This is a genomic window from Paenibacillus cisolokensis (assembly GCF_018403665.1).
Lineage (GTDB): Bacteria > Bacillota > Bacilli > Paenibacillales > Paenibacillaceae > Paenibacillus_AH > Paenibacillus_AH cisolokensis.
Genome location: NZ_BOVJ01000177.1, coordinates 1 through 15,210 on the forward strand (window position 1 = coordinate 1; position 15,210 = coordinate 15,210).

A 15,210-nucleotide genomic window follows, 5' to 3' on the forward strand; every position below is an offset into this window, starting at 1 on the left:
TTTGCTTCCTCCAACATTTGTGGCGTTTTGCAAGGTAAATTCGGTCTTGATTTTGCTGACGGGTGTGGTAGACTTCACCTAAAAAGTGCTCCTTTCTTTGTAGGTGATGTTCTGGACAAACACCATTCTACCAAAGATTTGGAGCCCTTTTCTTGTTTTTCAGACGATGTTACTTTCGAAATTCGGGTTTATTTACCTTCGATTGCATAAATCAGTTCACTAGCAGGTTGGATAAACCGGAAAACGGAAGGATTTTATCGGATGATATTAGGCTCCACCACGCAAATCCACAACCGCACGAGTATTTCCAGTTAATACCGAACGCGTTTTATCGGGTTCTCTCATCGATTAGTTATATTTGACTAATCACAAATAAATATAATAAAATTGTTTCCAGGTTTGGAAAGAGGGTGCCGCTTGTGGAAAGGGAACTGTTGATTCTCGGCTTATTAAAGGCGCAAAGTCAGCACGGATACAAGATCAATGAGTTTATTGAGAAAAATTTGGGCCGAGTATCCAATATGAAAAAAGCTACAGCTTACTCGATCCTGAAGCGTCTGGAAAAAGAAGGGTATGCGGAATCTTCCCCTGGCCAGGAGGGCAATCGTCCGACAAAGCTCGTCTATTCCATTACGGAGAAAGGAGAGAAGCGATTCGAGAAACTGCTTCGCGAGGTGCTAGCCTCTACCGACGAAACGATTCCGGCCTTTGAGATTGGTATGATGTTTATCGATCACGAATCGGTGCGGGACGCTTTGGCCTGTTTGAAAGGCCGGCTGGAGAATACCGAACGTTTGCTGGACACGTACCGGAACGCGCCGAAGCACCCTAACGGTCTGGGCATTGACCTGGCCATCGACCGCCGCATCAGAATGTATGAGGCTGACCGGGATTGGTTGAAAGAGACGATCGCCTTATTGAAGAAACAGACAGAAATCGATCCGAATTAAAATCAAACGGGAGGAAAAACGCTGTGGGTTCCATCATTCGCAAAGTGACGGACAAGTTGACAACCCCAAAAGGGGTGCGCATCACACTGATCGTGTGGGTCGCCGCCATGCTCATGTTAAGCATGGGTCCGCGTCCGTCCGAATACAAATCGCCCAATTTTAAAGCCCTTCCCGCCGAGGCGGCGTCCATGATCGCTGAAGCGAAGCTGAAGGAGTATTTCACCGACGATCGGGGAACACCCGCCATTCTCGTATTTCACCGCGAACAGGGAGAAGTGGACGTCCAGGCTGTGTTGAAAACGGTACAGGCAATAGCGGAGGCGAACATCGAGCATGTGGACTTGCTCGATTTGGCGGCGTTGCCGGATGCCGTTCTCAAAGCTTTCGTTTCGAAGGACGGATCGACCATGATCGTTCCGGCCACCTTGTCGGGAGAGTTGGGCGGCAGCCAGTTGGGCGAAAAGGTGGACGCTATTTTGCAGGCCGGGGAACCGGCAAGAGGGGCAAATCAATTCTATGTGACCGGACCTGCAGGCATTGCCGGCGACACGGTGAGATTGTTTGAAAGGGCCGACTTCGTACTTCTGCTGGCCACTGTCGGCATCATCCTCGTGCTGCTTGTCATCATATACCGTTCGCCATTGCTTGCCCTGATCCCATTGTTGGCGACGGTGATCGTTCATCAGACAGTCAATCAATTAGTTGGGGTTCTTGGCGCGGCGGGACTGGAACTGAGCAGCCAGACGGTATCGATCATGAGTGTCTTGCTGTTTGCCGCGGTCATCGACTATTCCTTGTTCGTTTTCTCGCGTTACCGTGAAGAACTGTGCCGGTATGAAAACAAACATGAAGCGATGCGGGAAGCGATGCGCGCCACCGGCAAACCGGTTCTGATCGCCGGCGGCACGGTGCTGGCGTCGATGCTCATCCTGTTTTTCGCCGATTTCAGGGATTACTCCAATTTCGCTCCTGTTTTTGGCACTGCTATGGCCATGATCATGCTGGCTTCCGTTACGTTGGTTCCCGCGCTGTTTACCGCGTTCGGCCGGAAATCGTTCTGGCCCCGCGTTCCGAAATTCGGGGAGGAGACGGAAATCAAACATGGCATCTGGGGACCGATCGCCCGATTTGTGACCGCCAGGCCCGCTGTTACGGGCATCACGGTGTTTCTCATTTTGGTCGTGACGGCGCTGAATGTATGGAACCTGAAATTCGAATACGATATGGTCAAGTCGTTTCCGTCCGATATGCCTTCCCGCGTCGGTTACGAAATTGTGGAGGCACGCTACAACAAAGGGGAACTGGCGCCCACAACCATTTTATTGGTGAACGAAACCGGAATGCCCCAGGAGCGGATCAATGCACTGGCAGATCAATTGAGGGCACAACCGAACGTTGCCTCCGTCCGGGTTTCCCGGGTCAACGCAGATCGTACCGCAGCGGAATTGTCGCTGTCTTTCGACATTAGCCCATATTCCGCAGAAGCGGTAGAACGATTGTCAGCCATGCGCGAGGAAGCGGATCGCTACATTCGGGACGCCGGGTTGTCGGGTCAATTGTATTTTGCCGGCACGACGGCCAGTTTGCTGGATGAACGAAATATAAACCGATCGGATATCGCGAAAATCGTTGTTTTGGAAACGGTGCTCATTCTGTTGCTGCTCTATGTGTTGACGCGCTCTTTCAAAATGTCGCTGTATATGATGGCCACCATTTTGCTGTCCTATGCTTCCGCACTCGGACTGGGGCTGTTTTTGGCAGATGCGATGTTCGGGTTCGATGCGATCAGCACGCGGGTACCGGTATACGCTTTTATTTTTCTCGTTGCTTTGGGCATCGACTATAACATCATTATGGTTTCCCGTTTTTTGGAAGAGCGTCAAAGACGCGGATTGCGTGATGCTCTGGAAACGGCCGTCCGCAATACTGGCGGCGTGATCTCTTCGGCCGGGGTCATTCTCGCGGCCACTTTCGCGGCGCTGATGACGATGCCGATCGCCGACCTATTCGTGTTCGGATTTATCGTCGCGCTTGGCATTTTGATGGATACGTTTCTGGTTCGCGGCCTGTTGTTGCCCGCGCTCATTCTCTTTTTGAAAGAAGGAACAAAATCCCGGCCGATTCCCATTCCTGACCTGTCCCAGCGCTGGTGCGCGAAGTATATCTGGCGCCGGGCGGCAAGCTTCTGGCGTCCGATCGGGAGGACGGGCGTTGTGCGGTACACAGTGCCCGAGATGGCGGCGCACGAAGGCTGTCTCATCCGGGATGAAAGTTGGATCGAATAAGCATTAAAAAGCACCTTCGGGTGCTTTTTTATACGTTCGGTCTTATTATCCGGCTCATACTCAACATCACGGGCGGCGAATTGCCGATTTGCTCTGTAGTCGATGATCAACTTGAACCTCCCCGCCGGATTTGCATGGCAGAACGCCAATTGCACCAAATGCGAACGGTACGATCAGACTGGGCTCTATTGGAGGCGAAGAAATACATGCATTGACCGTCAATGAGATGCCCAGTCATACACACGAACTTTGTGGTGCAAGCTTCACGCCAGGCTTCGGGATGAAGGGGATGATCGAACGCTGTGAATCGGCCGGAGGCAGGGTCTCTTTTGCATGCAATGTTCCTCAAGGGTTTACGGTTCGGGCGGAAATCCCGCTACACAAGGAGGCTGTTATTCCATGACGATGACCGAATACAAAAAAAGCGGCATCCGGATCGTCCTCGCAGACGACCAGCCGATCATCCGGCAGGGCCTGAAATATATGATCGGCATGCAACCTGATATGGAGGTTGTCGGTGAAGCGGGATCGAAGCGACAAGAGACATTATGAAGCTGAATCCCGAGACGAAAATCATACTCCTGACGACCTTCGACATCCAACAGTACGTCGCGGATGGGATTCGGGCCGGAGCCATAGGGTACTTGCTGAAGGATTCCGATACCAAAGTGATGCTTGAAGGGATCCGTTCCGTACATCAAGGAGCCGCGCTCTATCAAAGCACGACAGCCGCCAAGGCCATCGCGCAGACGTTGAAGCAGGAGGATTCGCTCTACCCGGGAGAAGACGCCGTCGAATTCGAGCCATTGACGGAGAAAGAACGCGAAGTCCTTTAATTGCTGGCATACGGAAAGCGGAATTCGGAAATTGCCGACGCGCTTTTCATATCGGAAGGCACCGTCAAGACGCATGTTCACCGGATCCTCGCCAAGCTGGAGGTTGAAGACCGAACCCAAGCCGTGGTCATCGCCATTCGCCATCGTAACGTCAAGTAGATCAACGTTATTCAATAATAGGTTAGACCCGGTGAGTCCTGCGATATTGCGAAGGGCTCATTTCCATTTTTTTGGTGAAACCCTACTGAGATAAAAGCCGTTTTCATAGCCGCACTGCTCAGCGATTTCATCCAGGGTCATCGCCGTCGTCACCAGCAGGGAACAGGCTTTTTGCAAACGGTGACGGGTTAGATAGTCGGTAGGCGGCATATTGTAGGCGTGTTTGAAGCGGCGGGTGAACTGAACCGGGCTGAGACCGAGCGCGTCGGACAAAGACTTCATGCTGAACGGGCCGTAGGCGTGTTGCGCCAAATGATCTGCGGCTCGGACCATCAGCGGATCTTTGATGATTGCTTCGGCATAATGGGCCTGGTTCGCCTCGAAGCAGTACAAATACCATATATCTTTCAACAGATGGTCCACCCAGGGCTGCCGGTACGGATGTGTCTGTTCGGATATTTTTTGAGAGAAGCATAATCGGAAGCCAGGCGATGCCGGTCGGCGATGGTTATTTTTCCAACAGGGATCGGATTGAAGTCGTTGTACGACCCGAGAACGTTTTCGGCCGCATGATGCCAATGGAACATGACGAAATGAAAGGACAGCGGCGAAATGACTTTCCGACGGAACGGGGTATGCGGCGGACAAAGGACAAGGTCGCCGAACGAAGCGGTTCCTTGCTCGTCTTTCACCTCATAATGAAAAGCTCCATCCTCGACGGCAAACAGCATCCAGCCCGGGTATTGATCTTCTTTCAGGGCAAATCGTTCCTTTCGGTGCCAGTATCGATATTGACAGACCCGCGGCGTAAGTTCCCACAGTTGAACCCCATCCATATGTACCACCCTTCCTCTATTGAAATAAAGTATATGCTTTATGATAAAAACATGCATGTCAAAAGGGAATAGAAAGAATTAATATGAAATTAAGGATATGAGGTCGAAACGGAGACACTGATATGAAACTCGAAGTGGTCAAAACCGATATCACCGTCGTGGGCGGCGGATTGGCGGGCGTTTGTGCGGCAGTCGCGGCAGCCAGATTGGGACAAACCGTAGCGCTGGTCAATAACCGGCCTGTGCTCGGAGGCAATTCCAGCAGCGAGGTCCGCGTATGGGTGTGCGGGGCGACCGCGCACGGGACGCACCGGTATGCCCGCGAAACGGGAATCATGGGCGAAATGTTTGTAGAGAACCAATACCGCAACATCGACGGCAATCCTTATATCTGGGATCTAGTTGTGCTGGAGACGGTGCGTGCGGAGAAAAATATTTTGCTGTTTCTTAACACTGATGTGCACGAAGTGGAGGCCGATGGCGAAGAGGACGAGCGGGTGATCCGCTCCGTAACCGGTTGGATGATGGGGTCGGAACGGCGCATCCGCTTCGAGAGCAAAATGTTCCTCGATTGTACCGGAGACGGGCTGATCGGTTTTCTGGCCGGGGCAAAGTACCGCATCGGCCGTGAAGCGCGGCACGAGTACGACGAAGATTGGGCGCCTGAAGTGGCCGACGATATCACGCTGGGCAGCACGCTGCTGTTTTATACGATATGCTGAAACAGTCCGGTGTCGAGGAACGTATCGCGATCGTTGCCTTGCAGCATCACGAAAGGGAGGACGGAAGCGGCGTTCCTGAACCGGCTTATGTCTGCGCAAGTTGGAAGCGATGTCATGTTGACCGATGGCCGAAAGGGAAAGATCGTTCTCATTCATCCCAATTACCCGACACGTCCGTTAATCGCTTTGGAAGACGGATTTATTGATTTAAGCAAAACGGACTCGGTCCAAATTAAGGAAATTTTTGGCTGACAAAATCGGAATAACATTTGAACGTTCACTAACCGTCTCGAACCCCGCTATTTCCCGGCGTTCGGGACGGTTTTCGCCGTTTCAGAACCCGATTCGCCGAATGAAAACTAGGCGGGAACCAACCGGCCGTGTTACGATGTCGGTGCAATCGGGATAAACGGTTCCGCAGCGGGAAGGAAGGGGTTACCCGTCCGTCGTATTGATAAGGCAAACGGCAAACGGAGGGCGGATTATGCGCAAGCTGCTGTCTCGAAACCACATACGGCTCTACTTGTGGGTGGGAATCGTTCTCACGATTATCATCGTGCCATTTTCCTTGTTTTTGTCCAACCAGTTTTCGAAATACGCTTACTCGCAGATGGATTTGTTCAATCAGGACAAAATTGTCCGCACCGCGAGCCGCACCGAGTTTATCCTGAACAAGCTGAAGGCGTACGGCCTCAATATGTACGAGAATCGCTACATCCAAGAGTGGCTGCAATTGGACCGGTTCGATCCGCTTGCGGATATGGAAGCGCTTAATACGCTGACCAACTTTATGTCGACCGAACCGTTTATCCAACGGGCGTATATGATCAATTTACAGACGCGGCAAGTATTCGACTCGCAAACAGGCGTCGTCACGTTCGACGCGTTCGGAGACGGCCCGATGCTGAAGAAGGTGCAGGAACAGCAGCCGCTGTTTCTCCAATTTTTCCCTCACGAGGTCGGAGGAGTTTCCCATTTGGCGCTGATCGTGCTGTCGACTCCCGCCAAAAAAGACAACAGAGGCTATCTAGTCCTTCTGCTCGACAACCGGGCGTTGCAAAATGATCTACTGGACCATAACAAGGAGTTGGGCACGGACATTTTGGTCCTGGACGAGAAAGGGCGCAACGTATTGGGCGGAACGGAGAGCCAAAGTGGGATCGTAACCATGCTTCGCGGAATGAAACCCGCATCATCGGGGACCCCGGTTATCGATATTGGGGGAGGTCAAAGGCTGTTCGTCAATTCCGCTCCGCTGCCTTCCCAGAAATGGACAGTGTATTCGCTCACCGAGCTGAAAAGCTTCAAAAGCCAGGCGGAATCGTTTCAACGGCGAATCGTCGGTTATTCGATCCTGCTTCTCGTTCTGCTGCTGGCCGCGGCGCTTTGGAATTCGCGGCGAACGATTAAGCCGTTTCGCAATCTTGCGGAGCAGCTTCAGCGTAAGTTCAACAACGATCCGGCAGTCCCGGCCGGCCAGGTGCCTATACAAGACGAGTACAGCATCTTGAAACATGGCATCGAACAGCTATCCAACCGGGTGGACGAAATGAACGTTTCGCTGCGGGACCATCACCATATGGTCAAAACGGAGTACATGCGCCAGTGGCTGCTGCAGGGGAGAATGAGCCGGACGATGCGGGACGGTATCGCCATAGCGACTGACCTATTCGACTGGGAGTATCTTCGTCTCGTCGTGGTCAAAATCGAGTCGTATCACGAGTTTGTCGACGGTTACGATTTCGCGTCCCGACGGCTTCTCAAATACGCGATGTGCAACATTGCGGAGGAAACCGTCCGCGGCGAGGGCGGAGCGCTCGAGGCCATCGATTTGGCCGGAGACCACATCGTATTTCTGATCGGTCTCGATTGCAGCGAAGCCGAAATGAAGACCTTGCTCGAAACGATCAAGAGACACATCCGCAAGTACGTCCGACTGAACGTAGTCGTTGCTATAAGCGATGCGAAACATAGGGAGGACGACTTGCGCTCGGTGTACGACTTCGTCCACGAGCTGACGCTGCTGAAGTTCATCAGCGGCAGCGACCGCATTTATACCGAGAACGACTATGAACGATACGTTCAAATGATGCAGCCGCAGTCCGAGCTCAAAAGCGTCGATAAGCTGCTCGCGGCGGTAAAAGCCGGGAAGAAGGAGCAGGCGGCCTTGCTTTTGGATGAGTTGTTCTCGCAGCTGGCCGCGATGAAATTGTCGGAATGCAAAGTGCAGCTGACCGTCATGCTTTTCGCCATCGTGAAGGAGTTCGATAAATTGTCGGCCTTGCAAGGCGTGGACGGCATCGACAAGCAGCTTGCCCGTTTCCCGACTCTGCAGGATCTGCGCAGGTGGCTGGAGCAAGAGCTGCTTGACATCATGAACCGGCTGAACAGCAGGCAAGGGTCAGACCGGAAAGAAAAGCTGGCCGAGGAAATGATCGCGTATATCGACTACCATATCCACGACCCGATGCTGTCGGCTGAGGACGTGGCCCAGCACGTGTCGCTGTCGGCCAAATATGTTCGGCAAATTTTTATGGAAACGCAAAACCAGCCGCTATCGGCTTACATGCTGAACCGGCGGATCGATAAGGTGAAGGAGCTGCTCGTCACGACGACCATTTCCGTTTCCGATATTGGGGAGCGGTCCGGATTTTTGACGAAAAGCCATTTTTTCACGGCGTTCAAGAAAGCGACCGGCATGACGCCTAATCAGTACCGGCAGCAGCATTCCTAGGGGGGAGGGGACCGATATGGCGAAGCGAATGTATCTTGGTTTGGCGCGCTTGTCAGGATTGTGGCTATTGCTCTTGTTAGGAGGCTGTTTGTACAATCCGGGAGATGAACAGGGCAACTCGGCTCCCCTGGAGGCGGACCCATCCGTCACACTGAAAATCATGGTGCCGGGCGAGCGCTCCCCCGACTTTGATCTCGTCATGCAGGAGGCGGAACGCCGGATGACGGGGACGGTGAACGTTAAGATCGAGATGGAATTCGTGCCATGGAATGATTTTGGCACCCGATCTCAGGTCGCTCTTGCATCGGGAGAGGAGATCGACCTTATCTTCGACGCCCCATGGCTGCATTTGAACGAAATGATTGCGAGCGGTTACTACGAACCGCTCGATGTCCTGCTGGAGCAATACGGAGAGACGATCGTCACCAAGCGTCCCCGGCAAATGTGGGACGCGAACCGGTTCGGGGGCAAGGTGATGGCCATCCCGCTTGGGGTCAGCCATGTCATGAGCCATTCGTATTACGTTCGCAAAGATATTCGCGAGAAGCTGGGTGTTCCGCCGATCCGGGATTACGAAGACTTGATCCGTTTCGCGTATCTCGTCAAAGCCAGAGAACCCGGCCTTGCTCCCTTCATAGCGGGAGGCACGAGAAGCCAACAGCTTTACAGTCAGGCGACCTTCCGGCATTATCACGATTCGGAGAACCGGATTCGCCCTACGCAAGCTTTGAAGAGCAGTCTCATGCTGTATTATCAGCATAACGACGGCAAGGTGCACAACGTGTTCAAGGAACCCGATTCCCCCGTCCGGAGATGGGTGAAGGAAGCACGGAGACTGTATGTCGACGGGGTCATGCACAAGGATGTACTGGGAATCAAGGATTTTCAGGAACCGGGATTGGTCGGGCGCGTTGCGATTTTTCCAACTGGTTCATTCGGTGTCAGCAGCGTCGCCGGGCAAACGTTGAAAGAGCATGTGCCGGAGGGTGAATTTGAGAGCGTGACGTTTTTCGATGATACGCCGGGGGCGAACATATCCGATTTCTCGCAGTGGAATTTTATCGCCGTTCCGGTCGTAAGCAGGCATAAAGAAGAAGCGATCCGATTCCTGAACTGGGCGAACGAAAAGCCGAACTACGATCTGCTCGCTTACGGGATTCAGGGCATGCATTGGGAGCCGGTCGAGGGGAATAAGACCAAAACGATCAGCACCCGTTACAACCAACCGGCCTTTGTATGGATTTGGAATCCGGGGGACGACCGCATTGGGGCGGGAAACGAAGGGACGGAGAGACTGGTGCGTTTTATTCGCGACGCCGCCAACTTCACGCCGGATGTGCTGACCGGATTCGAGTTTGTCAGCGGGCCGGTGCAAGCCGAGTTGGACCGCTATAACCGGATCGAGGCGAAATATTATACGCCTCTGTTCAACGGGGTATTGGATCCCGACACGGCTTGGGAGCAGTTCGAAGCGGAGGCGGGGCCGGCGCTCGAAAGGATCGCAAACGAGCTGCAAAGGCAGGTCGACCAATTTTTGGCAAACAAGAAGAAATAGATATCACGCTTGCTCTGCGGAGAGGCGCGGTCTTCCGGATCGGGGCGTTGCTCGCGAAATATGCGGGGATATCCACGGTGAGGAGACCGTTCAACTCAATAAAGAGGAAATTTCCAGAATTATAAATAAAAAGGAGGTGATATCTGTTTTATTGCCGGTTTTCATTAAGTAACCCAAATCCAAAAAATGAGAGGAGCTGTGAAACATGTACACGAAACTCGCCGCAAAACGCACGTTAAGCTTGGTTCTTGCTTTATTGTTGACCGCCTCTTGGCTGGTTCCCCCCGCATCGGCGGCATATTTGCCGAAAAACGATCCGCGGTCGAATTTCGCTTCCAACATCGCGCTCATTTACACAGGCTACTACGATCCGGCCAACTATGACGGCGAACCCGTCGGCGATTACGACAAAGACAAATTTTGCCTTACGTCGGTTATTTGGATGAGCGGGGCCGGGCACAGGATGATTTCTTCGATACCTTCCTCATCCTGACCACGAAATCCCCGTACGGGGGAGCTTTGCATCGTTGGTACGATTGGCTGCAGAACGCGGTGCCGGGCCGGCTGCAGGACTGGCAGTATGCCATGGACCGGCCGTTTGTCAAGAACCTTCAGCTTGACGCGCTAGAGCAAGCGGTAAAGCAGGTAGGACGCGAACTGGGAAATCACGACAAACAGGTGAACGTCTATCTGACCCTTCCGTTTCCCGATCCGAACAGCCGGGACTTCGGCGATTTCAACGGCGACGGCGTGTCCGACGATTTGTCTAGCCTCGACACCCGCAACGAGCTCGTTCGCTGGTTTATCGATTCGATGATCGAACGATTCAATCGGCAGCACTACAAGCATTTGAAGTTGGCCGGCTTTTATTGGCTGCAGGAAGACTTGGACACGACGGTTCCCGGTGAGAAAGAAAACGTCAAGGCGACTGCCGATTATTTGAACGCCAAAGAAATGCGTCTCGGCTGGATTCCGTGGTCCGGGGCGGGCGAGAAGGCGAACGGCAGCAAGCATGGGTTCGATTTTACCCTTGTGCAGCCGAACCACTATTTCCAACCGGACACCACGATTCAGCGCATCAAGGAAACAGCGGAGCTTTCGAAGAACAGCGGTCAAGGCGTGGAGATCGAATTCGACCAGCGGGCGGTTGAAAATCCGTACTACCGGCAAGTTCTTTATAACTACTTGATCGGCGGCGTGAAGTACGGATACATGGCGGATTCCATACTCGCCTACTACCAGGATGTGTATGCCATCTATGACCTGTACCGCCATCGGAGTCCGATCGGGCGCAAGCTTTACGGCGACATTTACCGCTTTGCAAAAGGAACGTTCACTCCGCCCGTCGGGAATGTGGAAGCCCGTGTGGTCGACATGGACGGAAATCCGCTGGCCGGCGCCAAAGTCACCGGCGAAGACGGCTTCTCCGCGGTTACCGGTACGGACGGCAAGTTTATCGCGAACGGTCTTTATTCGATTCGGCACTCTTTTACCGTAACGAAGGACGGCTACCTCAGTCGGACGGTTCGATTCGATGTGGCCGAAGGGACTGCGATTCGCAAAGACGTCGTACTTGCGCCAAGCGGCGGCGAGATTTCGGAGAAGTACATCCTCGCCGATTTCGAAGGCGAATTCAATGTCGGCGGCAACAGCGTCGTCACCCGATCGTTCAACACCGTGACCGAGTATGTTTATTCGGGCGCCCAATCGCTGAAGGTCGGATTTCCGACAGGCTGGGGACCGGTCAGGGCGTTCATTGATTCGGGTTCCGAGGCATTGAACGGGTCGGACCGTCAATTCGTGAATTACACCAACACCGATTGGAGCGGTTACGACGCTATCGCCATGTACGTCTACAATGCAACGAGCGCCGAACAGACGCTTTACTTCGAGTTTATGTATGACCGTTACAGCTGGAGTTCCTCGGTCTTGATGAATGTGAAGCTCGCGGCCGGTCAATGGAACCGGGTCGAGATTCCGTTCAGCGAACTGCGGGATGCGGGCGCCAATTTGAAGAACATCATCCGTCTTTCTCTGGCGATGAGGGAGTTTCCGACTTACGGGGCCACGTTGTATTTCGATGATATCGCCCTGCTCAAGTACAATCGAAAGCCGCCCGCGGATACCTATATCGAGCTGCCTTCCCCGGTGCCAACCATGGATATCGGCGCCGAATGGGAGCCGGTTGTAAAAATCGTGCGGAGCCGGAGAGGCAAGGCGGGTATGCGGTTGTTCCCGGCCCTGTGTTTGAATCTTCCGACCCCTCGATCTTGGAAGTAAAGCCCGATGGCACTCTGAAAGCGATTTCCCCCGGCAAGGCGACCATCCGGGCCATCGCGGGCGGAATCGAAGCGGAGTCCGTCGTCATCGAGGTGTCGGGACAAACGTTCCACGAGCTGAAGGGCGGCCGCAGCAAGCTTGCGCCTGGGCAAACGGCACCGATCACGCTCCGAAGCTTTTTCGACAACGGGTATCAGATTCCTTGGTCAGACGCTTCGTACAGTTGGACCGTGCAGGGCGATGCGATCGCTTTGAGCGACAAGCTTGGAGGAGGCGGAACCGTCATCGGGAACGAGAAAATCATGACCGGCGTCCGGAAAGGAAAAGCGAAGGTTTCGGTCACGATCGTGCACAACGGCAAATCGGAAACGTTCGAGCGCACCGTGACCGTCTCGAAGGATTGATGCGGGCTTGCTTAAAGGAGGTGATGCGAAGGGACGAACAGCGCAGAAGGAAGAAAGGGCTAGAACCAATACGAAAAAAGGGTGAGTTCCGAATGCAGGAAATGAAAACGAAACGCTTCAAACCGGGCCGTGCCGTGCTGGCGCTGCTCCTATCCTCGGCAGTGGGGCTTAGCGCATGCTCCTCCAGCCAAGAGGCGTCTTCTCCGAATACGGGAAACGCGTCGAATGGGCAGGTCACCGAGAAGCCGAAAGAGAAAGTAGAAATCCAATTCTGGAATCCGTTTACGGGGGACGGCGCGGCGGTCGTGGACAAAATCGTCGAGAAGTTCAACGCCAGCCAGAGCGAAATCACCGTGAAGGCCCTGAGCAACCAGGATCCGCAAAAACAACTGACCGCCATTTCCGGCGGCAACGCCCCGGATTTGGTCATCACCTACTGGAACAACATCGGTCCGTGGTCGGAAGCCGGCGCGGTATTGAACCTGGAAAGCTTCGTCAAGTCGTCGGGATTGGATGCCAAGAAAATCATTCCCGCTGCGCTGGAACGGATGAAGGTGAACGGACAGATCCATGGCTTCCCGATTTCGATGAGCATGGCCAACAAGCTGTTCTACAACAAGAAGGCGTTCGCCGAAGCGGATATCGCTGCGCCTCCGCAGACGTTGGAGGAAATGTTCGACGTCGCGAAGAAGCTGACCAAGAAGGACGACAAGGGCAATATTATGCGAATCGGCTTTATTCCGGATTATCCCTGGATCGACAACGTCTTCTGGCCGATCATCTTCGGCGGCTCTTGGGATGACGGCAAGGGCAAGCTGACGGCCAACCAGAAGGCCAACGTCGACGCGATCGCGTACCAGGCTGCGTACTACAAAGAATTCGGCAATGACGCAATCGCCAAGTTCAAATCCGGCATGGGCAAAATGAACACGCCGCAAGACCCGATCATTACCGGCAATCTAGGCATGATGATCGGCTGGGAAAACTGGTATAACGATATACGCGGCGAGAAAGGCGATATCGGCGTCGCTCCTTTCCCTTATCCGAAAGACCGTCCGGAATTGGAAAATTCCGGCATGGTAAGCCCGGTGGCGATGTTTATTCCGGCCAAAGCGAAGCATCAGCAGGAGGCTTGGAATCTGATGCAGTATTTGCTGTCCGAGGATGTTCAAATCGACTACGCGATCCAGAACAAGACGATTCCGGTGCTGCTCAGCGCGCTCGACAATCCGAAGCTGAACAAGAATGAAGCGACGAAATCGCTGTGGGAGTTTTTCGAGAGCGCGAAAAGCCCGAACTTGAACGGCTTCCCGAACAGCATTTACATTAACCAGTACTTGCAGGCGCTGAACGAAGAAACGGAAAAGGCGCTCAAAGGACAAATTACGGCGCAGCAGGCGATGGACAACGTCGTCAGCAAAATGCAGCCGATAGCGGACAAAGCGAAGAAATGAGAAGGTGATCGGGAACGGCGGAGCTCGCTATTTCCGCCGTTCCCGGCTTTATTCCCAGGATCGGAGGGCTGTAGATGGATGCGGGCCATACTATCGGGATCAAACGGCGCGCGCGTGCGCGTCTTCTTACCGGCTTATGTTTCATTAGCCCGTGGCTGATCGGTTTTTTACTGTTTCAATTGTTTCCTATCGTGTCTTCCTTTTACTACAGCTTGACCGAATACAATTTGTTCACACCGCCGGAATGGGTCGGGGCGAGCAATTATGCGGAGATGATCCGGGACAAGAAGGTATGGCTCTCCCTGTACAATACGCTGTTCATGACCGTATTCGGCCTGTTCCCCCACATGGCTTTCGCATTGGCGATCGCCATGCTCCTGAACAGGAACGTGAAGGGTCAGTCGGTCTATCGGACGGTTTACTTTTTGCCCACCTTGGTGCCGACCGTCGCGGCGACGCTTTTGTGGATGTGGCTGCTGAACGCGCAGTACGGCTTGATCAACGAGCTGCTCGGCCGAATCGGGCTGCCGCAGCCGGTATGGCTGCTTGATCCGGCATGGACGAAGCCGGCGCTGATCATGATGGGCTTTTGGGGGACGGGGACAACGACGATCATGTATTTGGCCGCGCTGCAGGAAGTCCCCAAAATGTATTACGAAGCGGCGGAAATCGACGGGGCCAACGCGTGGCATAAATTCCGCCACATCACGCTTCCGGCCATTTCCCCGATGACGCTGTTCCTGGTCATCATGGGCATTATCGGTTCCCTTCAATTGTTCACCCAAGGGTACGTCTTTACGGAAGGCAACAGGCAAGCGTTCGGGGGGCCTGAAAATTCGCTGCTGTTTTATGCGATCTATTTGTACCAGACGGCATTTTCGTTTTTGAATATGGGGTACGCGTCGGCGATGGCGTGGCTGTTGTTCGTCATCGTGTTCGTGCTCACGATCGTCGTTTTCAAAACGTCGGCCAAATGGGTGTACTACGGAGGTGAG

The 15,210-nt window shown here is 53.7% G+C and carries 12 protein-coding genes and 3 pseudogenes; 13 read left to right on the top strand and 2 right to left on the bottom strand.

Translation table 11 applies throughout. From position 1 onward, the window contains the following. The 4 genes and pseudogenes from PACILC2_RS22225 to PACILC2_RS22240 form a co-directional block, all read left to right on the top strand. Positions 1-210: hypothetical protein (locus PACILC2_RS22225; RefSeq protein ID WP_213530915.1), on the top strand; the 210-nt coding region annotated here is incomplete at its 5' end. Between the two features lie 209 nt (positions 211-419). Beyond that, a complete protein-coding gene (locus PACILC2_RS22230; protein WP_213530917.1) occupies positions 420-950 on the top strand; it encodes a PadR family transcriptional regulator in 531 nt (176 codons plus the stop codon). A gap of 23 nt (positions 951-973) precedes the next feature. After that, positions 974-3,235: an MMPL family transporter gene (locus PACILC2_RS22235; protein WP_213530919.1), complete on the top strand. Its 2,262-nt coding sequence runs from the start codon at positions 974-976 to the stop codon at positions 3,233-3,235. Between the two features lie 405 nt (positions 3,236-3,640). Further along, a pseudogene (locus tag PACILC2_RS22240) lies at positions 3,641-4,230 on the top strand (response regulator transcription factor). Positions 4,231-4,287: 57 nt separating this feature from the next. Here the strand turns inward: PACILC2_RS22240 and PACILC2_RS22245 are convergent. Continuing rightward, positions 4,288-4,641, bottom strand: coding sequence for a helix-turn-helix domain-containing protein (locus tag PACILC2_RS22245; protein ID WP_213530921.1), 354 nt, complete (start codon positions 4,639-4,641; stop codon positions 4,288-4,290). 80 nt (positions 4,642-4,721) lie between these two features. Here PACILC2_RS22245 and PACILC2_RS22250 point away from each other — a divergent pair, with 80 nt between their 5' ends. From PACILC2_RS22250 to PACILC2_RS22265, 4 genes and pseudogenes are all read left to right on the top strand, one after another. Then, positions 4,722-5,138 carry a hypothetical protein gene (locus PACILC2_RS22250; RefSeq protein WP_213530923.1) on the top strand — a complete coding sequence of 139 codons (417 nt, stop codon included), beginning with the start codon at positions 4,722-4,724 and terminating at the stop codon, positions 5,136-5,138. Positions 5,139-5,188: 50 nt separating this feature from the next. Then, positions 5,189-5,779 (top strand): annotated as a pseudogene (locus tag PACILC2_RS22255) (FAD-dependent oxidoreductase); the annotation flags it as partial. A gap of 493 nt (positions 5,780-6,272) precedes the next feature. Continuing rightward, positions 6,273-8,522, top strand: coding sequence for a helix-turn-helix domain-containing protein (locus PACILC2_RS22260; RefSeq protein ID WP_213530925.1), 2,250 nt, complete (start codon positions 6,273-6,275; stop codon positions 8,520-8,522). Between the two features lie 16 nt (positions 8,523-8,538). After that, entirely contained in the window at positions 8,539-10,077 is a 1,539-nt protein-coding gene (locus PACILC2_RS22265) for an extracellular solute-binding protein (protein WP_244863745.1), read from the top strand. Positions 10,078-10,167: 90 nt separating this feature from the next. Here the strand turns inward: PACILC2_RS22265 and PACILC2_RS22270 are convergent, their stop codons facing one another. After that, positions 10,168-10,428, bottom strand: a complete 261-nt coding sequence (locus PACILC2_RS22270; protein ID WP_213530927.1) for a hypothetical protein — start codon at positions 10,426-10,428, stop codon at positions 10,168-10,170. A gap of 63 nt (positions 10,429-10,491) precedes the next feature. On the opposite strand from PACILC2_RS22270, the pseudogene PACILC2_RS28130 reads away from it, so the two are divergent. From PACILC2_RS28130 to PACILC2_RS22290, 5 genes and pseudogenes are all read left to right on the top strand, one after another. Then, positions 10,492-11,379, top strand: a pseudogene (locus PACILC2_RS28130) (DUF4855 domain-containing protein); the annotation flags it as partial. A gap of 63 nt (positions 11,380-11,442) precedes the next feature. Continuing rightward, on the top strand, positions 11,443-12,357 hold the full coding sequence (locus PACILC2_RS28135) for a carboxypeptidase regulatory-like domain-containing protein (protein WP_280515367.1): 915 nt from the start codon (positions 11,443-11,445) through the stop codon (positions 12,355-12,357). Next, positions 12,348-12,761, top strand: coding sequence for a hypothetical protein (locus PACILC2_RS22280; protein ID WP_213530931.1), 414 nt, complete (start codon positions 12,348-12,350; stop codon positions 12,759-12,761). The genes PACILC2_RS28135 and PACILC2_RS22280 overlap by 10 nt, the downstream gene beginning before the upstream one ends. A 101-nt stretch (positions 12,762-12,862) precedes the next feature. After that, positions 12,863-14,215 carry an ABC transporter substrate-binding protein gene (locus PACILC2_RS22285; protein ID WP_213530937.1) on the top strand — a complete coding sequence of 451 codons (1,353 nt, stop codon included), beginning with the start codon at positions 12,863-12,865 and terminating at the stop codon, positions 14,213-14,215. A 74-nt stretch (positions 14,216-14,289) separates the two neighbouring features. Beyond that, positions 14,290-15,210 (top strand): carbohydrate ABC transporter permease (locus tag PACILC2_RS22290; protein WP_213530933.1); only part of this gene is annotated, 921 nt, incomplete at its 3' end.